Raw genomic sequence first — 20,981 nt, 5'->3', positions numbered from 1 at the left:
ACGACCTGGGCGCCGCTCGCGTGGGCGATGTCTGCGGTTGTGGCGCGGTGATCACGGCAGGCTATCCGCGCATCATCGTCAACCATCGGCCGGTCGCGCATCTGGGCAGCCCGACCAGCCATGGCGGCTTTATCGTCTCAGGCAGCCACGATACCTTTGGCGGCTATCAATTCGAGGGTGAATGCACCGAGACCGTCATCGACTTCGCCAAGCTCGGCGCCGTGCGCCCGGATGGTTCGGTCGATGAGCCACTCATGGCGCAGCTATTGGCCGATCCGCAGCTCAAGCAACGGGCCCTGCTTTCGGGAGCGCTGGTGCAATCGCAATCCGAGTCTCCATCTCAAGCCGCCACGGAGCCGAAAACGCGGGAACTCATCGCGGTTGCTGGCAGCCAGCACGACAACGGCTCCGGCAACAAGATGATGTTCATTGCCCAGGCCGTGCGCGAGCTGGCTGAATTCCGGTCCGACAAGCCCGGCCTGACGCGCACGCTGGTGGTGTTCACCCCGACCTACAACGACGCCATGCTCAGCGCGGCACGCGCCTCTGCCGACCTCTACGCTGCAGGCTTCATCACCGTTAGCAACGCCCAGGAACTGATCGACTACCTCAACCAAGGCAAGGACCGCAAGCAATCGCCCATCGAGCACCTGTCGCTGTTCAGCCACGGCGTGCCTCAGCGTATCGCCTTTGGCTACCAACTGGCCGAAGACCCACAGATGTCCCTCGACGTGCTGAACTACCAACAGATTTTCGCCCTGTCGTTCGCCGGCTCCGCGCAAATAGACAGCTACGCCTGCCGCACGGGTATGGGCAACGTGCATGACCTTGCTATCGAAGGGCTTTTACAGTTTTCCTCGCAGACCGATGAAAGCCTGGCGCAGTTATTGGCCGATCATCTGCAGATCAAGGTGCGCGCATTTATTCGGCGCTCGGATTACAAGAATACCTGGGGGTCGTTTGAAGATCGGCAGCGGGGCAAGTTATGTGAAATCAATGGTAATGCGGCGCCACGGGAGAAGTGGTGTAAGAGATGGAAAGAGTTGGAGGATGAGCGTGATTATAACTACGAACATTTTCAATTCGCGTACCAGGCTAGGGGAGCTATTCACCCTGTAATCTCCGGCGCTACGCCCTTCGGTGCACTCGGAGACCACTTTGAATTCCTACCGAAGTAAATCCTTTTTGGTTGTAGCGGCCATTTTTTTTTCGCTTCTACTGCTAGAAAGCGACTACGGATTAAAGAAGATGACAAGCGTATACAAGAATGATCGAGGTAATGGCATAGTGATATATGCCGACGATTATGTGAATACCGGTAATTGGGTGTTCGATTGCAACAGATCGCGTCTGATCAGCCGCCAACCGCTTCCAACCCAGATAGCGGAGTTTGAAGAAGCCGGAAAGCTCACGATTGGTAATATGTACTCTCTGAGCGACGTCGACGAGGCGCAGGCAATAATAGCGATTAGGGCGATAACGGGCATAGACGGCTGGTATAAAAAATTACACTACCTTTACTCCAGCCTCGGAGAAAGTAATGCTCTCAATGTCCACATGTTCGATTTATTGTTTCGCCACGATGGTCGTGAGTGGGCATTGAGAGTTCGGCAGAGGCTTGATTCAGGCAAGTCTAGCTTCAAGATAACTGCCGAGCCCTACGATCCCGAAACCTATATGGATCACGCCAGGATGCTCCAAGCCGCCGCCAAGAGTTGCCCGGTTCCACAATAATCATATTGATGCATTATGATTGGTTAAAAACCTATTAGGAAGTTGGCATCACCGTCCACTGATATGGAGTCTATGGTCAGACGTACCATCCTATGTTACGGCATCGACGTGGGCGGCCAGGGGAGTCATGTGGCGTTTCAGCATCTCGTCAGCCATTCAGGGTGATGCGGCGGTGTTACAGGCTGCGCATGATTGTTGGAGCGAGGCTCGCCCGCGAATCGGGCGGCGCGGTGTTTCAGGTACACCGCGTCATCGTTCTTCGCGGGCAAGCCTCGCTCCAACGGCCCTGTTTAGCTGCGAGCTGCCAGCTTCTTCTCGATCACATCCATCAACATGCCGCCGAATTTGGTGCCGTAGGCGTTATCGATTTCGCGGATGCAGGTCGGGCTGGTCACGTTGATTTCGGTCAGGTGCTCGCCGATCACGTCGAGGCCGACGAACAGCAGGCCTTTTTCGCGCAGGGTCGGGCCGATTTCGGCGGCGATCCAGCGGTCGTGGGCGGTCAGCGGGCGGGCTTCGCCACGGCCACCGGCGGCCAGGTTGCCACGGGTTTCACCGGCTGCCGGGATGCGTGCCAGGCAATACGGCACGGGTTCGCCATCGACCATCAGGATGCGCTTGTCGCCGTCCTTGATTGCCGGCAGGTAACCCTGGGCCATGATTTGCTGGGTGCCGTGGGCGGTCAGGGTTTCCAGGATCACCGACAGGTTCGGGTCGCCGACGCGATGACGGAAGATCGAGGCGCCGCCCATGCCGTCCAGCGGCTTGAGGATGACGTCACTGTGCTGCTCGGCGAACTGGCGAATGATGTCCGGGCGGCGGCTCACCAGGGTCGGCGGCGTGCACTGCGGAAACAGCGTGGCGAACAGCTTTTCGTTGCAGTCGCGCAGGCTCTGGGGCTTGTTGACCACCAGTACGCCAGCGGTCTCGGCCTGTTCCAGCAGGTAGGTGGTGTAGACAAACTCCATGTCGAACGGCGGATCCTTGCGCATCAGGATCACGTCCAGGTCGGCGAGGTTGGCGTCGATCTCGTCTTCCAGCTCGAACCACTTGGCCGGGTCGGCGAAGACTTTCAGCGGCTGCATCCGCGCCCGGGCCTGGCCTTCGGCCTGGTACAGATCGTGCTGCTCCATGTAGAACAGCGACCAGCCGCGCTCCTGGGCGGCCAAGAGCATGGCCAGTGAGCTGTCCTTTTTATAGGAGATGCGCTCAATGGGGTCCATGACAATCCCTAAGCGAACGCTCATGGGCAATATCCTCTGATCGGTAGGGGCCATTGGCGGCCCGAAAACAGGCGTCAGGTTGGCGCTCCGCTTGTCCGGGGTCAAGGGGCAGGCGCACCTCTCAGGGCTTTATGGATTGAGTCTGGAGAGTGTGCTAAAAAGGCTCGGCGCCCGACCCGACCCCGGCCCTTGCCTTTATACGGGCAGGCGGGCGGCAGGCGACGGGCCTCCTGTGCCGCGCACGACGCGCCAGACAGTCGCCGCGGCGATGGAAGAGCAGACATGGAACAGCACGCCACAGCCTTGAAAGTCATGATCATCGATGACTCCCGGACCATTCGCCGTACGGCCGAGACGTTGCTCAAGAACGCCGGTTGCGAAGTCATCACCGCAGTGGACGGATTCGATGCCCTGGCCAAGATTGCCGATAATCATCCGCGTATCATCTTCGTCGACATTATGATGCCGCGCCTGGATGGCTATCAGACCTGCGCGCTGATCAAGAACAACCGGGCGTTCAAGTCCACGCCCGTGATCATGCTGTCGTCCAAGGACGGCCTGTTCGACAAGGCCAAGGGGCGGATCGTGGGCTCCGACCAGTTTTTGACCAAGCCTTTCAGCAAGGAAGAGCTGCTCAGCGCAATCAAGGCCCATGTGCCGGGATTCGTTGCAGTGGAACAACACATACCCTGATGCCTGCGACTCGATATCGCGGGCATTCACTCCGTTATGGGGAACAACATGGCTCGAATACTGATCGTCGACGATTCGCCGACTGAAATGTACAAACTGACCGGCATGCTGGAGCGCAACGGTCATGAGGTGCTCAAGGCTGAAAACGGCGCCGATGGCGTGGCCCTGGCTCGCCAGGAAAACCCCGATGCGGTACTGATGGACATCGTGATGCCGGGGCTCAACGGCTTCCAGGCCACGCGCCAGTTGACCAAGGACCCGGCCACTGCCGGGATCCCGGTGATCATGATCACCACCAAGGATCAGGAAACCGACAAGGTCTGGGGCAAGCGCCAGGGTGCTCGCGATTACCTGACCAAGCCGGTGACTGAAGACCTGCTGATCCAGACCCTGAACGCGGTACTGGCCGGCTAAGGCCGGATTGCCATGGCCGAGTCACAGACCGCGTTCCAGTTGCTGCTCGATATCGACCAGCGCTGCCGTTCCCTCGCGGCCGGATTGCCTTCCCAGGAAACCCGGCAACAGGACTGGAGCGGTATCGGCTTTCGCATGGGCGGTCGCTGTTTCGTCGCGCCCATGGGCGAAATCGGGGAAATTCTCCACGAGCCGCGCTATGCCGCCCTGCCAGGGGTCAAGCCCTGGATCAAGGGCGTGGCTAACCTGCGCGGGCGTCTGCTGCCGATCATGGACCTGTGTGCCTTCTTTGGTCATGAATTGTCACCGGTGCGCAAACAACGCCGGGTACTGGTGGTCGAACACCAGGATGTATTCGCCGGGCTGGTTGTCGATGAGGTTCTCGGCCTGCAGCATTTCAATCAACGCGCCCTGATGGCCGAGGCCCTGGGCGGTTGCGAAGACAAGCTTTCGCCCTTTATCCAGGGCCAGTTCCTGCGCGAGGAGGCCTGGCTGATTTTCAGTCCGCGCCTGCTGGTGCAATGTCCGCAGTTCATGGATGTGGCGTTGTAGGGCGCGGGCAAGCCGACAGAGGCTTTGGGTTAATGGACGCAAAACAGCAGTTGGTCCAGGCGGGGGCCTGATTAATGAGCAAGCCAGGCAAGTCGTTGGAAGGTGCACGCAGTCGCTCGCAGATTGTCGTGCTGTTCATCGCGTTGATCATTTTCATCATGCTGTTGTTCGTCAACTTCGCCTACCTGAGTACGCAGTCGAACTACGACAAGCAATATATCGGGCATGCGGGTGAGCTGCGCGTGCTCTCCCAGCGCATCGCCAAGAACGCCACCGAGGCCGCTTCCGGCAAGGCCCAGGCATTTCGCCTTCTGACTGACGCGCGCAATGATTTCGACTTGCGTTGGGGCTATCTGAACAAGGGCGATAAATCCACCGGTCTGCCTGCGGCCCCGGTGGCGGTGCGCGATGAGTTGAAAGCGGTGCAGAACGACTGGGAAACCCTGCGTAAAAGCACTGATGTGATCCTCGCCAGTGAGCAGACCGTGCTGTCGCTGCATCAGGTGGCCGCGACCCTGGCCGAAACCATTCCGCAGTTGCAGGTCGAGTACGAGAAAGTCGTCGATATCCTGTTGCAGAACAAGGCGCCGGCCAGCCAGGTGGCGGTGGCCCAGCGCCAATCCCTTTTGGCTGAGCGGATTCTCGGTTCGGTGAATACCGTGCTGTCCGGCGACGAAACCGCCGTGCAGGCCGCCGACGCCTTCGGCCGCGATGCCAGCCAGTTCGGCCGGGTGCTCAACGGCATGCTGGAAGGCAACGCGACCATGAAGATCACCCAGGTCGAAGACCGCGACGCCAGGGCGCGGCTTGCGGAAATTTCCGAGCTGTTCGAGTTCGTGTCCGGTTCGGTCGATGAAATCCTCGAAACGTCCCCCGAGCTGTTCCAGGTTCGCGAAGCGGCGGGCAAGATTTTCAACACTTCCCAGAGCCTGCTCGATCAGGCCTCGGTGCTGACCAACGACCTGGAGCATCTGGCCAATGGTCGTTCGACCAACACCTATGGCGGCTACATCCTCGGCTTGCTGGCGCTGATGTCGATCATCCTCATTGGTTTGGTGATGGTCCGCGAGACCAATCGCCAGTTGCGTGAAACCGCCGAGAAAAGCGAGCGCAACCAGACCGCGATCATGCGTCTGCTGGATGAAATCGAAAACCTCGCTGACGGCGACCTGACCGTGGCCGCCTCGGTCACCGAAGACTTTACCGGCGCCATCGCAGACTCGATCAACTATTCCATCGACCAACTTCGCGAGCTGGTGGCGACCATTAACTTGACCGCCGAGCAGGTGGCGTCGGCGGTGGCGGACTCCCAGACCACGGCCATGGAACTGGCTGCTGCGTCCCGCCATCAGGCCCTGCAGATCAGCGCCGCTTCAGATGCGATCAACGACATGGCCCAGTCCATCGATCAAGTATCGGCCAATGCTTCGGAGTCCTCTGCGGTCGCGGAGCGCTCGGTGACCATCGCCAATAAGGGCAACGAGGTGGTGCACAACACCATCAATGGCATGGACAACATTCGCGAGCAGATTCAGGACACGTCCAAGCGGATTAAACGTCTGGGTGAGTCTTCTCAGGAAATCGGCGATATCGTCAGCCTGATCGACGACATTGCCGATCAGACCAATATCCTCGCCCTGAACGCGGCGATTCAGGCGTCCATGGCCGGTGATGCCGGACGTGGTTTCGCGGTGGTTGCTGACGAGGTTCAACGGTTGGCCGAGCGTTCATCTTCTGCAACCAAACAGATCGAGACTTTGGTACGGGCCATTCAGAATGACACCAACGAAGCGGTCATCTCCATGGAGCAGACGACCAGCGAGGTGGTTCGCGGTGCCCGCCTGGCCCAGGATGCCGGGGTGGCGCTGGAAGAGATCGAGGGGGTTTCCCGGGTTCTGGCCGAGCTGATCGAAAGTATCACCGACGCCGCCCGGCAACAGGCGTCGTCGGCGGGGCAGATCTCGCAGACCATGCTGGTGATCCAGCAGACTACGACCCAGACCACTTCGGGCACCACCGCCACTGCCGAAAGCATCGGCAACCTGGCGAAGATGGCCAGTGAGATGCGGCGCTCAGTCTCCGGGTTCACCTTGCCGCCGTCGAAAGGCCGGGCATGATGTGCAAAAAATGAACAATCTGACGACGAGTCATTCGGTACGACACCATGGCTGACCGGCATGACTATGTGGCCCTGGAATGGGTCAAGGGCGAAATTGCCGATACCCTGAAGCAGGCTCGCCATGCGCTGGAAGTGTTCGTCGATACGACGGATGCGTCGGCGCTGGGTGAGTGCCTGGATTGCGTGCATCAGGTTCACGGCAGCCTGCAAATGGTCGAGTTCTACGGTGCGGCCCTGCTCGCCGAAGAGATCGAACAGCTGGCGCTGGCGTTGCAGCAGGGCCGCGTTGCCCGGCGCACCGAAAGCATTCAGCTGTTGCTCCAGGCCCTGAGCCAGCTGCCGGTCTATCTCGACCGTGTCCATTCCGCGCGCCGCGACCTGCCCCTGGTGGTGTTGCCGCTGCTCAACGACCTGCGCAGCGCCCGGGGCGAAAGCCTGCTCTCGGAAACCAGTCTGTTTGCCCCGCAACTGGCGGTGCTGCCGGAACTGGACGAAGCGGCCCTGGCCGAACGTGACACCCCGGAACTGCCCGCTTTGCTGCGCAAGCTGCGCCAGACCCTGCAAGCTGCCTTGGTCGGCCTGATGCGCGAACAGGACGTGCAGACGCAGCTTGGCCTTATGGACAAGGTCTTCTCCCGCCTTGAACTGCTCTGCGAAAACGCGCCCCTGGGGCCGCTGTGGCGCATCGCCTCAGCACTGGTGGAGACCATGGTCAATGGTAACTTCACCAACAGCCCGGCATTGCGCAGCCTGTTCAAGGATGCCGACAAGGAGCTCAAGCGCCTGCTGGAGCAGGGCATCGAAGGGATCAACCAACCGGCACCGGATGAGCTGCTGAAAAGCCTGCTGTTCTATATCGCCAAGTCCGATAGCCAGGCGCCGAAGATGCTCGACCTCAAGGATCAGTACGCCCTTGACGAAGCCTTGCCGGACAGCGCCCTGGTGAACGAAGAACGGGCGCGGATGGCCGGGCCGGACCGCGATGCCATGCGTTCGGTGATCGTGGCCCTGTGCGAAGAACTGGTGCGGGTCAAGGAACGGCTGGACGTGTTCGTCCGTGGCGACCGCCAGCACGTCAGCGAACTCAATGCCTTGCTGCCACCCTTACGGCAGATCGCCGATACCTTGGCTGTGCTGGGTTTCGGCCAGCCACGCAAGGTCATCATCGACCAGTTGAGCGTGGTTCAGGGCCTGGCTCAGGGCCAGCGTGAACCCAACGACGCCGCCCTGATGGACGTCGCCGGGGCCTTGCTCTATGTCGAAGCCACGCTGGCAGGCATGGCCGGTACGGTCGAGCAGGCCAGTCGCGAAGAAAGCCGCCTGCCCACCACCGATCTGACGCAAATCCACCAGCTGGTGATCGGCGAGGCTCGCGTGGTGTTGCAACAGGCCAAGGACGTCATCGTTGACTACATTGATGGCGAATGGGACCGGGCACGCCTGGAACCCCTTTCGGCGTTGCTGGTGCAGGTGCGCGGCGCCCTGGCGATGATCCCCCTGGCCCGGGCGTCCGGCCTCTTGTCATCGTGCAACGACTATATTCGCGAACACCTGCTGGTGGACGAAAATCGCCCGTCATGGACCCAGCTTGATAGCCTGGCCGATGCCCTGACCGGGGTTGAGTACTACCTCGAGCGCATGGGCGAGGACCACGAAGCGCCGGGGGACCAGATTCTTGATATGGCCCAGGAGAGCCTGGCGCGCCTGGGTTACACACCGACGCCCAACGCCATGGAAGTGCCGTTGCTCGACGAGGTGATCAGCCACGAAGAGCTGCACGACCTGCAGGAACGCCAGGCCCTGGTCAGCCCGACCCAGACCATTGCCGAAGTCCTCGCCAGCCCGGTCTCGGCCGTCAACCCGCCCGCGCGACACATGCCTGCCAGCCTGTTGCCGCCACCCGCCGATGAAGACGGCGTGGATGAGGAGCTGTGCGGAGTGTTCCTCGAAGAGGCCGAAGAGGTTCTTGCCGCACTGCGTCGCGCGATTCCGCGCTGGTGCGTTGATACCACCGATACCCAGGCCCTGACCGAAGTGCGTCGCGCCTTTCACACCCTCAAGGGCAGTGGCCGGATGGTCCGGGCACTGATTCTGGGCGAGTTGGCCTGGTCGGTGGAAAACCTGCTCAACCGGGTGCTGGAACGCAGCGTCGAGCCTTCCATCCATGTGCAACGCCTGCTCAATGACATACTGGCGCTGCTGCCTGAAGTGATTCAGGATTTCGCCCGCCGCGCCCAACGCCAGCGTGATGATGTCGATGTCCTGGCGGCCCGCGCCCATGCCCTGGCCAAAGGCATCGTGTTGCCGGAAACCGCGATCAGCCCCGCTGCGGATGAAGCCCTGGACCCGCAACTGCTGGAGATCTTCCGCCAGGAGGCCCTCGGCCATCTGGAAAACCTGCGGCGCTTCCTGGAAAGTGCTCGTAGCGACACGCTTCCGGCTATCGGTGACGACCTCTTGCGCGCCCTGCACACCCTCAAGGGCAGCGCCTATATGGCCGGCGTGCAACCGATTGCCGAACTGGCCAGCCCGCTGGATCAATTGGTGCGGGAGTTCAAGGCCCACCTGATTCCCCTGGAAGTGGCTGATATCAACCTCCTGCGCTCGGCCGAGGCCTTGTTCCATAAGGGGCTGGAGCAACTGGACAGTACACCGCTGCAAGCCATTCCCGGCGCCGCCAAAGTCATCGAAAGCGCTCAGACACTCCTGCAACAACGCCTCGCGGCAGCGCTAAGTGCCAGCAACAACGGCCTGCGCATCAAGCCCAATCCGCACCTGATTGCCAGCTTTCTCGCCGAAGGCATGGACATCTTGCTCGACGCCGAAAGCCTGTTGCAGCGCTGGCGCCAGCATCCGGGCGAGCGCCTGGAGCTGAGCGCACTGCTGGACGAACTGACCACCCTCGGCCATGGGGCGCACCTGGCTGATCTGTCCCAGGTCGATGAGCTGTGCGAGGCCTTGCTCGATCTGTATGGCGCCGTTGAGGAGAGCAGCCTGGCGGTCAGCGAGCGTTTCTTCCACGAGGCCGAGCTGGCCCATGAAGCGCTGATCAATATGCTCGACCAGGTGGCTGCCGGGCAGGCGGTCGAGCCGAAGCCGGAGCGAGCGCGGGCCTTGCGCGAGCTGCTTGATGAAGCCCTTGACCCCGCAGCCATGGGGCTGATCAAGAGCGAGGGCGGCCATACCCTGAGCATTACTGAACTCGGCAGCGCCACCGGAGCGGCTACCGAACAGGCCGCCGACGAGGCAGACCTGAACGATGAGATCGTCGAGATTTTTCTCGAAGAAGCCGTGGACATCCTCGACAGCGCCAACCAGGCCTTGCAGCGCTGGTTGGCCGAGCCCGACAACCTGGCGCCGCTGTCTTCGCTGCAACGCGACCTGCACACCCTCAAGGGTGGCGCACGGATGGCGCAAATCAGCGAAATCGGCAACCTCGGTCATGAGCTGGAACACCTCTATGAAAGCCTGATCGACCGCCGCTGCAGCTATTCGCCTGCTCTGGCCGAGTTGTTGCAGAACAGTCATGACCAGTTGGCGCTGATGCTTGAGCAGTTGCAAAAACATCAGCCGTTTGCCGATCCGCAACAACTCATCGAGTTGATTCAGCAGTTCCGCACGGCGGGCAGCCCCGTCGCGCAAGAACCGTCTCCTGTCGAGTCCGTCGACAACGCCCCGGAAGAACGTGACCCTGAACTGTTGGAGATCTTTCTCGAGGAAGGTTTCGACATCAGTGAAAGCTCCGGGGCCGCGTTGGAGCGCTGGCAGGCCGACCCGCAAAACACGCTGGAAGTGGAAAACCTGCTGCGCGATCTGCACACCCTCAAAGGGGGGGCGCGGATGGTCGAGATCGCCCCTATCGGCGATCTGGCCCACGAGCTGGAATCGCTCTATGAAGGCATCTCGGCCGGCCAGTTGCACGCCAGCCCGATGATGTTCAGCCTGCTGCAAAGCGGCCATGACCTACTGGCAGACATGCTCGACGCCGTGCGCGAGCAGAAGCCTTTGCCCAGTGCCACGCTGTTGATCGACAGCATCCGTAGTGTGGCGGCCTCCAACGGCAGCACCGATAGCGCGCCGAGGCCCTTTGCGGCAGCCCCTGCGCAGCCCGCCAACGGTGAAACGGAGGGCGAGCGTGCGGCGCCGGAAATGGTCAAGGTCGACGGCGGGCAATTGGAAAGCCTGGTCAATCTGGCCGGGGAAACGTCGATATTCCGTGGCCGTATCGAACAGCAGGTCAGCGATTTCGGCGCCACCCTGACGGAAGTGGAAACCACCATCGAACGTATGCGCGACCAGTTGCGCCGCCTGGACATCGAAACCCAGGGCCGGGCTCTGGGCAGTGACTCGAGCCAGGCCGAACGCCTGGGCTACGAAGAATTCGATCCGCTGGAAATGGACCGTCACTCGCAATTGCAGCAGCTGTCACGGGCGTTGTTCGAGTCCGCGTCCGACCTGCTGGATCTCAAGGAAACCCTTGCCGCCCGCGCCCATGACGCGGAAAACCTGCTGATGCTGCAAGCCAGGGTCAACACCCAGTTGCAGGAAGGCCTGATGCGTACGCGCATGGTGCCATTCGAACGCATGGTGCCCAGGCTGCGCCGGGTCGTGCGGCAAGTCGCCGGTGAGCTGGGCAAGAAAGTTCGTTTCGATGTGCTCAACGCCGAAGGCGAAATGGATCGCAACGTGCTGGAGCGCATGGTCGCGCCGTTGGAGCACATGCTGCGCAACGCCGTCGACCACGGTCTGGAAAGCAGCGAGAAGCGCCTGGCCGCAGGCAAGCCGGAAAGCGGCCATATCACCCTGAGCCTGACCCATGAAGGCGGCGACATCGTCATTGAAATGAGCGACGACGGCGCTGGCGTCGATCTGGCCGCCGTGCGCCGCAAGGCCATCAAGCGCGGCCTGATCGCCGCCGACAACGAACTGAGCGACTACGACGTCCTGCAGTTCATTCTCCAGGCCGGATTCTCCACGGCCGAGACCATCACCCAGATCTCCGGGCGTGGCGTCGGCATGGACGTGGTGCATGCTGAAATCAAGGAGCTGGGCGGCAATATGGTCATCGACTCGGTGGCCGGCAAGGGCGTGCGCTTCCGCATTCGCCTGCCGTATTCGGTGTCGGTCAACCGGGCGCTGATGGTGCAGTGCGGTGAGGAGCAATACGCGGTGCCGCTGAACACCATCGAAGGCATCGTGCGGGTCATGCCCGGCGAGCTGGAGGCCTGCTACCAGACCAATCCGCCCTGTTACCAGTACGGCGGGCGCAGCTATGAACTGCGCTATCTGGGGGAGTTGCTCAATAACGGCCTGCATCCACGGCTGATCGGCCAGTCGCAGCCCGTCCCTGTGCTGTTGGTGCATCTGCATGAGCAGTGGGTTGCAGTGCAGGTCGACAACCTCGCCGGTTCCCGGGAGATCGTGGTCAAGAGCCTGGGGCGCCAGTTCGCCGGAGTGCAGGGGGTTACCGGTGCGACCATCCTCGGCGACGGCCATGTGGTGCTGATCCTTGATCTGCCGGGGCATATCCGTGCCATGCAGGGACGTATCTTCAATCGCCAGCAGGTGTTCCCCGATGCCGAACCGGTACGCCCGTTGTTGATCATGGTAGTGGACGATTCGGTGACCGTGCGCAAAGTCACCAGTCGCCTGCTGGAGCGCCACGGCATGAACGTGCTGACCGCCAAGGACGGCGTGGATGCCATGGCCCTGCTGCAGGAGCACACCCCGGACGTGATGCTGCTGGATATCGAAATGCCGCGCATGGACGGCTTCGAAGTGGCCAGCCAGATCCGCCACGACGAACGCCTCAAGGATCTGCCGATCATCATGATTACCTCGCGCTCGGGGCAGAAACACCGCGACCGGGCCATGGCCATCGGCGTCAACGACTACCTGAGCAAGCCGTATCAGGAGTCGGTGCTGCTGGAGAGCATCATTACCCACTGGAGCCAGGTGAATGTCTGAGAACAGCTTCCAGTCCAGCCGTCTCAGTACCCTGACCGGCCTGTTGCTGCCCCTGAGCGACCGCTACCTGTTGCTGCCCAATGTCGCGGTCGCCGAGCTGATCGACTATCAGGACAGCACGCCCGAAGAAGGCGCGCCCGAATGGTTCCTGGGGCCAATCAGCTGGCGCCAGCTGACCCTGCCGCTGCTGAGCTTCGAAGCCGCTTGCGGTGGCCGTACCAAGGTCGGTGGACGCGCACGCATTGTGGTGCTCAACGCTCTGGGCGGGCGCAACGAGCTGAAATTCATCGCCCTGCTGACCCAAGGCATTCCCCGTTCCTGCAAGCTCGACAGCCAGCTCAGCTACGTCGACGTGCCCCTGGCCAGGCTGGAACTGGCCGCTGTGCAAGTGGGCGAGACTGTGGCCCGGGTGCCGGATTTGATCGGGCTGGAGCAGTGGTTGGTGGATGCGGGGTTGATGCAACCCGCTGCCTGAATCTGGAATACGACTTCTGGAACTTGGCAGAGGTCGGATTTAAATCTGGTGTGAGCGAGCTCTGTGGGAGTGAACTGGGTGGGAGCGAATTCATTCGCGAAGAGTCCAGTACATTCGACGCATTGGTATCGTCTGTCATACCGCTTTCGCGAATGAATTCGCTCCCACAGAGTTTCGGTGATTCAGCAGGCGTTGCGTTTTTTGCTAGGGGCCGTCGTACCGTATTGATCCAAAAAGCTACAAAAAAAGTGACGAATCCGAAGGACCGCTCTCTTTCTATTGAGTGAAACTTCCTAAACAATCCCGCCCGCTTGTGCTCGTCGAATTCCGTCTCCAGTCTGCGCCGCGCCACTGTAAATCAGTGGCCGGGTGTGGAAACCCGTACCACAGAATCGATGAGTGCCATGCAGCTACTTGCCCTCGGGCAGGTACTTTATGGCAGCTATGTTCGGGCAGACTTCGGTCTGGCCGAGGGTTCCGTGGCTCGGTTTTCCACCCCGTTCATAGCTGCCGCCTCTATAGCCGTGTGGAAACGGTGACAGAGATGGCTCCAGTAGCCCACGGAGATACACCATGATTAAAAAGCTCGTCCCCGATCCACCCCACACCACCGAAGAAGCCCTGCTTCGTATCTTCGATCTGCTGCGCAGCGCCGCAGCGGTAATGTATGAGTCCGGCGATCAACAAAGCGGCACCCGTCGCCATCTGGCGTTTGCGGCGTTGTATCTGGTCGATATGGCCAAGGCACTGGCGGATCATCAGATCCAGTCGCTGCATGAACAGCGCACCGCCTAAACGCTAAATCTTCAGACCTTTGTAGAAACGAATTGTGGGCGCGAATTCATTCGCGAATGGGCCAAGTTGACATCATGCAAGCAAGCCTGCTCACGCTGGCCGGTCATTTGCCTACAGCCTGAAGGGAACAGTCAACGTTCCTCCCCAATCCTTGTTGTAGGCCGATCGCACGCCGAGCCTCAGCACGCCTTTGTACTCATCTGCGGGCGGCATCGGGTATTCGACATTGTCGCCAGGCTCATAGACGAGCTTCCAGTAGATGTTCGGGTCACTGCTCAAGCAGGTAATTATTTTATTGATTGGATATTCCCGGGTGCATACGCCATGTTTTACCGTGCCTCGCAAAATGATGGGATAAGGCACTCTTTTGCTTCCCACCACGAACGTTTTGATTTTTGTGTATTTTTCCTCGCTGCCAGTGAGGGTCGTCGGCCCTTCCTGCTTGCTGTAAGCCACCAGGCCGACTGCACTGACCAGCGGCGGAACTCTGATTGTTCCTTCTATCAACGGTGTTGAACGAATTTCCCATTGTGCCGAGTATTGAGCCGTGGGTTTGATGGGTTGTGGCAGGTTCAAATTGATAATGGCCTGCCGAGTAGCGACGCTATAGGGCAGCTCCCATTTATCAAAGAACTCGCGCAAGTCCCGGCCGACGATTCGACTGGTATTGATCACGAACCAGTTTATTCTTTGGGCCTCAGTAAAGAAGTTGCCGCTATTGTTGCCCCGATCCCAGGCAATACGAAAATCTTTTGCCAGCTGAGCGTGCCAGTCCGGATACGTTGTATACAGTTGTGCGAGCATCAATAAGGTCCGGTTTGACGCGACGTCCTCAGGCACGATGGGTATCCCGTCTGCCTGCAGAAATTTTCCTACGGCTTCAGGGTCGGGCGTAATGAAACCCAGGTTGGAATGGCAGTTTTTAAAGTCGGATAGTTGTTTTCCCAATAATAGCTGGCATGCCTCAAGGGAAAATAAATTGACACTGATCTCAGTCAGATGTTCCCATTTCCAGGCCAATTGATTCTGATGGCCATACTCATGCCAGTCTCCCCAATCACTGAGTGTCCGGTTTCCACCAAAGTTGATGCCGATCAGCCCATTGTGATAATGAGACATGCAGCAAATGTTGAAACTTGCCTGGTACATGGAGAGCGCCAATCTATCCAATGGGGAGGGGTTGTCGTTCCTGGCGAAACCATTCATATGATCATAGCTGGACGTAATAATCAGATGCTCCTGCAGCATGGCGTTTATGTCAGCCTCTGCATGAGCCGCAGCGACAGTTGCCGGAAACGCCATTGCTGTTCTGCCGTTGAACAGATAAACCTGACCCGAAGGGTCCGGTGACCTGGCAATGCTTGACCAGTTTGATGGGGGGGTAACACCATAGATATACAGTGAACCATTGATATGTTGCGGGTCAGTGGCGATGCTGACGAAGCTGTTCCAGTTATTCCAGTCGTTCATGTTTGCATCGCTGTCCACGCAGGCAAGCATTAACCTGCCGGCGGTCTTGGCTCTATAAGCGTTGCTGGCATTTTCTGTCAGTGTCATGCGATTGATGTCGGGTGGTTGATAAGCCTCGTCAAAATTTCTGAAGGTATATGCCGAACAGGTGGTGGTGGCGCTTGGGTAGTGGCTGACCTGCATTCTTATTTCATCGTTCGCTGCCAGATAGACCCGGGTGGGTACGTAGATGTTTCGGCGTTGCCGGGCACCTTTGCGCTTTAATTCATTAGGCTGTTCTTCAATGACAGGCACTTTGTAGTTGTAGTCACTGTCGCCATACATATGAACTGCTCGTGCGCGCCAAAATGCGATGTCAGAAATAATGGATTGGGTAGACAGGTCCGATGGCGTCGCTTCAACCTCAGTCGTCACTGATGGTTTTTCGGCGACGACCTCGGGAGAGGTCGAGGGTACCAAGAGTTCTTTGTTGTCATGGATGGCTTCATCGGTGGCGCCTGCTGCCAGACTACCGGTCATCATGAGCAGCGCTGCGCAGAGACACAGATGTTTATTTATTTTTTTTAAAACGATCGCGCGGGGTGATGATGCGGACATTGTTCTTGTCCTTGTTTGCGAGGGCCTGAAGTTACTTTAGTGCTGATGGCGGGTAGGCGCGCTGTCACGCTATATTGATTGGCGATTATGGAGTCCTTCAAATTGCCAATAGGAATAGTGTTTAGAGTCTCATCTTGATTGCGTCGCGGGTAGAATGAGCAAAACAATCAGCAATCTTTAACCTCACCGTAACGATCACGCTCTTTGCTTGATTGATGCCCGACCCTCTTCGCTCCTAAGGTGACCCACGACCGCAAAACTCGTGGAGCGAGCATGACAACAATAACCAACCTGGACCCACGCTGGTCCCGTCGTCGCACTGAGAAGCTGCGACGCATCGAGCGTGTGAGTGCCCTGGCTGACGGCGTGGTATTGCCGACCGACAAGATCGTCGCCGCCCTGGAAGCCCTGCTGGCGCCAGGCGACCGCGTGGTACTGGAAGGCAACAACCAGAAGCAGGCGGATTTCCTCTCCCGCGCCCTGGCCAGCGTCGATCCGACCAAGCTGCATGACCTGCACATGATCATGCCCAGCGTCGGCCGCTCCGAGCACTTGGACCTGTTCGAACGCGGCATCGCCCGCAAGCTGGATTTCTCTTTTGCCGGTACGCAAAGCCTGCGCATCAGCCAGTTGCTGGAAGACGGCCAGCTGGAAATCGGCGCGATTCACACCTACATCGAGCTGTACTCGCGGCTGTTGGTCGACCTGATTCCCAACGTCGTGCTGTCGGCGGGTTTCATGGCCGACCGCGCGGGCAATATCTACACCGGGCCGAGCACCGAGGACACCCCGGCGCTGATCGAACCGGCGGCGTTCAGCGACGGCATCGTGATCGTTCAGGTCAACCAGTTGGTGGATGACGTCAGCGAGTTGCCACGGGTGGATATCCCGGCATCCTGGGTCGATTTCGTCGTCGTGGCCGACCGGCCGTTCTATATCGAACCGCTGTTTACCCGCGACCCGCGCCATATCAAGCCAGTGCACGTGCTGATGGCGATGATGGCGATTCGCGGGATCTACGAAAAACACAACGTGCAGTCGCTCAACCATGGCATCGGCTTCAATACCGCAGCCATCGAACTGATCCTGCCGACCTACGGTGAGTCCCTGGGCCTGAAGGGCAAGATCTGCCGCAACTGGACTCTCAACCCGCACCCGACCCTGATTCCGGCGATCGAAAGCGGCTGGGTCGAGAGCGTGCATTGTTTCGGCACCGAGCTGGGCATGGAGAATTACATTGCCGCCCGGCCGGACGTATTTTTTACCGGACGCGATGGTTCGCTACGTTCCAACCGCATGATGTGCCAACTGGCCGGACAGTACGCCGTGGACCTGTTTATCGGCGCGACCTTGCAGGTCGATGGCGATGGTCATTCCTCCACCGTGACTCGCGGTCGCCTGGCCGGTTTCGGCGGCGCGCCGAACATGGGTCACGACCCCCGCGGACGCCGCCATGGCACCCCGGCCTGGCTGGATATGCGTCAGCAGACGGGCGACGGCCCCGAGGCGTATCTGGAGCGCGGCAAAAAACTCGTCGTGCAGATGGTCGAGACCTTTCAGGAAGGCGGTAAACCGACTTTTGTCGAGACCCTGGATGCCGTGGACGTGGCGAAGAAAAGCGGCATGCCGCTGGCGCCGATCATGATTTACGGCGACGACGTCACCCACTTGCTCACCGAAGAGGGCATCGCCTACCTGTACAAGGCCCGCAGCCTGGAAGAGCGTCAGGCAATGATCGCCGCCGTGGCGGGCGTCACGGTCATCGGCCTGCGGCATAACCCCAAGGACACCGCGCGCATGCGCCGTGAGGGCCTGATTGCCCTGCCCGAAGACCTGGGGATTCGCCGCACCGACGCCAGCCGTGAGTTGTTGGCGGCCAAGAGCATCGCCGAGCTGGTCGAGTGGTCCGGTGGTTTGTACAACCCGCCTGCAAAATTCAGGAGCTGGTGATGCGCGCGCTCAAACGCCAACCCGAAAGCCTGTCCCTGGCCGATCATCTGGCCGACCTGGCCGTGGAAGCGCTGATCGACGAAGCCGATCTGTCGCCGAAGCCGGCACTGGTCGACCGTCGCGGCAGTGGTGCCCACGATGACCTGCACCTGGGCCTGATGCACGCGTCGGCCTTGTCGCTGTGGCCGATGTTCAAGTCCATGGCCGAAGCTGCACAGGCCATTGGCGAAATCGGCGTGCCGCTGCGCGAAGCACTCGGTCGTATCGGCCGCGAAGGCGAGGCGGCCATGCTCAACACTACTGCCGGTGTGAATACCCATCGCGGTGCCATCTGGGCCTTGGGTCTGTTGGTCACGGCGGCGGCCCTGGCGCCGGAGGATTGCGCAGCCGGGGCCTTGAGCCTGCGGGCGGCGCAGTTGGCGCTGATCGACGACCGGCATGTCCCGGCGCAACGCGACAGCCATGGCCAGCAGGTTGCTCGCCGTTACGGCGTGCTCGGCGCCCGGGAACAGGCGCAGATGGGCTTTCCCGCCGTGCTGCACTTCGGTCTGCCGCAGTTGCAGCGCAGCCGTCACGCCGGCACGGGTGAGCAGAACGCCCGGCTCGATGCGCTGCTGGCAATCATGACCACCCTGGGCGACACCTGCGTGCTCTATCGCGCCGGGCCTGAAGGCCTGCACACCATGCAGGACGGTGCGCGCCGGGTGCTGGAAGCCGGTGGCAGCGCCAGCCTGGCCGGGCGCCGCAGCCTGCATGAACTGGATCAGCAACTGCTGAGCCTCAACGCATCCCCCGGCGGCGCGGCGGATCTGCTCGCTGCCTGCCTGCTTATCGACAGCCTTGAGCCTGCGCTCGGCTATCCATCGAGGAGTGTTTGATCATGGAAACCCTGTCATTTGAATTCCCCGCCGGGCAACCATCCCTGGGCAAGGCCCTGGTGGGCTGTGTCGGTTCGGGCGACCTGGAAGTGCTGCTGGAACCGGGTCAGCCGGGCAAGCTCTCGATCAACGTGGTGACCTCGGTCAATGGTGCCGCTGCCCGCTGGCAGCATCTGTTCGAGCGCATGTTCAGCGATCAGTTGCCGCCTGCGCTGGCCATCGATATCCATGATTTTGGTGCGACGCCCGGTGTTGTGCGTCTGCGTCTGGAACAAGGTTTCGAGGAGCTGGACCTTGAAGGAGCGCGGCCATGACTGACAGCGCGCGCTTGCTCAAGCAACACAGCTTTATCGAACTGGGCGCCCGCCAGCGTGCCCGTGCCCTGCTGGATGACGGCAGTTTCCGCGAACTGGTCGGCCCCTTCGACCGGCAGATGTCGCCGTGGCTGGCCCGACAGGGCGTCGTGCCCCAGGCCGATGATGGCGTGGTGGTGGGCAAAGGCACGGTCGGCGGTCTGCCGGTGGTGATCGCCGCCATCGAAGGCGCGTTTCAGGGCGGCAGCATGGGGGAAGTCGGCGGCGCAAAAATGGCCGGGGCGTTGGAACTGGCCGCCGAGGACAACCGTAACGGCATTCCCACGGCGGCGATTCTGCTGCTGGAAACCGGCGGCGTGCGTTTGCAGGAAGCCAATCTGGGCCTGGCCGCCATTGCCGAGATTCACGCGGCCATCGTCGATCTGCGCCAGTACCAGCCGGTGATCGGCGTCGTCGCGGGCAGCGTCGGCTGCTTTGGCGGCATGTCTATTGCGGCCGGGTTGTGCAGCTATCTGTTGGTCACTCAGGAGGCGCGGCTTGGCCTCAACGGCCCACAGGTCATCGAGCAGGAAGCGGGCATCGAAGAATACGACTCCCGTGACCGGCCATTTATCTGGAGCCTGACCGGTGGTGAGCAGCGTTTCGCCAGTCAACTGGTGGACGGCTATGTGGCCGACGATGTTGCCGCAATTCGCGCCCAGGTTGACGGCTGGCTCAAGCAGGGCCGTCCGGCCAGTGAGCGCAGCAGCCAGTACGCGCGGTTTCTCGACCGCCTGATGCAACTGGACACCACCGTCCAGATCGATCCACAGACTGTTCGCCGTCTTTATCGGGGAGAGCCGCAATGACTGCTTCGCAACGAGGTTTGCACTGGTTCAACGCCCTGAGCGTGGACGCCGTGACCGTGCCTGGCCTGCCCGCATCGGTGCTGGCCGCCGATACTTTGCTGGGCGAGCAGCCGGTGCGGCTGGTCGCTGTGGTGGCTGACCCTGGCAACCGTTTCCCACGGGCTCGTGGCGGCGAAGTCGGCCTGCTTGAAGGTTGGGGCCTGGCCAAGGCCGTGGACGACCTGATCGAAGCGGATCGTCAGAGCCCGCAGAAGCGTCCTCTCATCGCGATTATCGATGTGCCAAGCCAGGCTTATGGCCGTCGCGAGGAAGCCCTGGGCATTCATCAGGCTCTGGCCGGTGCTGTGGACAGCTATGCCCGTGCGCGTCTGACCGGGCATCCGGTGATTGGCCTGCTGGTGGGCAAGGCCATGTCCGGCGCCTTCCTCGCTCACGGCTACCAGGCCAATCGCCTGATTGCCCTGCGCGACCCCGGCGTAATGGTGCATGCCATGGGCAAGGCGTCGGCGGCGCGGGTGACTCTGCGCAGTGTCGAGGAACTGGAAAAGCTCGCCGCCAGCATCCCGCCCATGGCCTACGACATTGAAAGCTACGCCAGCCTTGGCCTGCTCTGGGAAAGCCTGGCGGTCAGTCAGATCGACCAGCCGACCGGTGCTGATCTGACGCAAGTACAGGAGGTGCTGCTCAGCGCGATTGCCGATGTGCGTACTGGCAGCAGTGATCTGCGCAGTCGTCTGGGCGCGAGCAACCGCGCGGCGTCTTCGCGGGTTCGCGAACTGCTGCGGGCGCAGTGGTAATGAACGCCATCCTGCCTCACGACCTGCTCTGGGGGCTGAGCCCGAGCGCGCTGCCCCTGGACGCCCCGGCGTGGGTGCGCGAGGTCGTGGAGCAAGGTCATCCGGTGGTGGTCCGGCGCGCAATGGTTGCGCCGGGGCGGGTGGCCGTGGGGGTG

The 20,981-nt window shown here is 60.7% G+C and carries 15 protein-coding genes and 3 pseudogenes; 16 read left to right on the top strand and 2 right to left on the bottom strand.

Annotated features, from left to right (window positions below):
* The coding region (locus ACCD02_RS31550; protein WP_413310445.1) for a PAAR domain-containing protein at positions 1–1,178 on the top strand (1,178 nt) is incomplete at its 5' end.
* Between the two features lie 70 nt (positions 1,179–1,248).
* Positions 1,249–1,734, top strand: a complete 486-nt coding sequence (locus tag ACCD02_RS31545; protein WP_413310443.1) for a hypothetical protein — start codon at positions 1,249–1,251, stop codon at positions 1,732–1,734.
* A 290-nt stretch (positions 1,735–2,024) separates the two neighbouring features.
* On the opposite strand, the gene gshB is transcribed toward ACCD02_RS31545, so the two are convergent.
* Positions 2,025–2,981 (bottom strand): glutathione synthase, encoded by a 957-nt coding sequence (gene gshB, locus ACCD02_RS31540; RefSeq protein WP_413310441.1) that lies wholly within the window; start codon positions 2,979–2,981, stop codon positions 2,025–2,027.
* Positions 2,982–3,239: 258 nt separating this feature from the next.
* On the opposite strand from gshB, the gene pilG reads away from it, so the two are divergent.
* From pilG to ACCD02_RS31500, 8 genes and pseudogenes are all read left to right on the top strand, one after another.
* A complete protein-coding gene (gene pilG / locus ACCD02_RS31535; RefSeq protein ID WP_259104131.1) occupies positions 3,240–3,650 on the top strand; it encodes a twitching motility response regulator PilG in 411 nt (136 codons plus the stop codon).
* A gap of 48 nt (positions 3,651–3,698) precedes the next feature.
* Positions 3,699–4,064 (top strand): twitching motility response regulator PilH, encoded by a 366-nt coding sequence (gene pilH / locus ACCD02_RS31530; RefSeq protein ID WP_259104133.1) that lies wholly within the window; start codon positions 3,699–3,701, stop codon positions 4,062–4,064.
* 12 nt (positions 4,065–4,076) lie between these two features.
* Positions 4,077–4,616, top strand: a complete 540-nt coding sequence (locus tag ACCD02_RS31525) for a chemotaxis protein CheW (RefSeq protein ID WP_413310438.1) — start codon at positions 4,077–4,079, stop codon at positions 4,614–4,616.
* A 74-nt stretch (positions 4,617–4,690) separates the two neighbouring features.
* Complete coding sequence (locus ACCD02_RS31520; protein WP_413310436.1) at positions 4,691–6,733, top strand: methyl-accepting chemotaxis protein; 2,043 nt, start codon at positions 4,691–4,693, stop codon at positions 6,731–6,733.
* 47 nt (positions 6,734–6,780) lie between these two features.
* Positions 6,781–12,259: pseudogene (locus ACCD02_RS31515) on the top strand (Hpt domain-containing protein); the annotation flags it as partial.
* 56 nt (positions 12,260–12,315) lie between these two features.
* Positions 12,316–12,702: pseudogene (locus tag ACCD02_RS31510) on the top strand (response regulator); the annotation flags it as partial.
* Positions 12,695–13,177 (top strand): chemotaxis protein CheW, encoded by a 483-nt coding sequence (locus ACCD02_RS31505; RefSeq protein ID WP_413310434.1) that lies wholly within the window; start codon positions 12,695–12,697, stop codon positions 13,175–13,177. The pseudogene ACCD02_RS31510 and the gene ACCD02_RS31505, both read left to right, overlap by 8 nt.
* A gap of 573 nt (positions 13,178–13,750) precedes the next feature.
* Positions 13,751–13,972: a DUF6124 family protein gene (locus tag ACCD02_RS31500; RefSeq protein ID WP_413310433.1), complete on the top strand. Its 222-nt coding sequence runs from the start codon at positions 13,751–13,753 to the stop codon at positions 13,970–13,972.
* 111 nt (positions 13,973–14,083) lie between these two features.
* Here the strand turns inward: ACCD02_RS31500 and ACCD02_RS31495 are convergent, their stop codons facing one another.
* Positions 14,084–16,039 (bottom strand): M60 family metallopeptidase, encoded by a 1,956-nt coding sequence (locus ACCD02_RS31495; protein ID WP_413310432.1) that lies wholly within the window; start codon positions 16,037–16,039, stop codon positions 14,084–14,086.
* Between the two features lie 273 nt (positions 16,040–16,312).
* On the opposite strand from ACCD02_RS31495, the gene mdcA reads away from it, so the two are divergent.
* From mdcA to ACCD02_RS31465, 6 genes and pseudogenes are all read left to right on the top strand, one after another.
* Positions 16,313–17,989: a malonate decarboxylase subunit alpha gene (mdcA, locus tag ACCD02_RS31490; RefSeq protein WP_413310430.1), complete on the top strand. Its 1,677-nt coding sequence runs from the start codon at positions 16,313–16,315 to the stop codon at positions 17,987–17,989.
* Positions 17,989–18,867, top strand: coding sequence for a triphosphoribosyl-dephospho-CoA synthase (locus ACCD02_RS31485; RefSeq protein ID WP_413310428.1), 879 nt, complete (start codon positions 17,989–17,991; stop codon positions 18,865–18,867). Before mdcA ends, ACCD02_RS31485 begins: the two co-directional genes overlap by 1 nt.
* Positions 18,868–18,869: 2 nt before the next feature.
* Positions 18,870–19,181, top strand: a complete 312-nt coding sequence (locus ACCD02_RS31480) for a malonate decarboxylase subunit delta (RefSeq protein WP_413310427.1) — start codon at positions 18,870–18,872, stop codon at positions 19,179–19,181.
* Positions 19,178–20,029, top strand: coding sequence for a biotin-independent malonate decarboxylase subunit beta (locus tag ACCD02_RS31475; protein WP_413310425.1), 852 nt, complete (start codon positions 19,178–19,180; stop codon positions 20,027–20,029). The genes ACCD02_RS31480 and ACCD02_RS31475 overlap by 4 nt, the downstream gene beginning before the upstream one ends.
* Positions 20,026–20,826, top strand: coding sequence for a biotin-independent malonate decarboxylase subunit gamma (mdcE, locus tag ACCD02_RS31470; protein ID WP_413310423.1), 801 nt, complete (start codon positions 20,026–20,028; stop codon positions 20,824–20,826). The genes ACCD02_RS31475 and mdcE overlap by 4 nt, the downstream gene beginning before the upstream one ends.
* Positions 20,826–20,981 (top strand): annotated as a pseudogene (locus ACCD02_RS31465) (phosphoribosyl-dephospho-CoA transferase); the annotation flags it as partial. The gene mdcE and the pseudogene ACCD02_RS31465, both read left to right, overlap by 1 nt.

The sequence above is a fragment of the Pseudomonas sp. Pseusp88 genome (assembly GCF_047303955.1).
GTDB lineage: Bacteria > Pseudomonadota > Gammaproteobacteria > Pseudomonadales > Pseudomonadaceae > Aquipseudomonas.
Note: the sequence above shows the minus strand (reverse complement) of the source record. Positions and strands in the feature narration are given on the sequence as shown.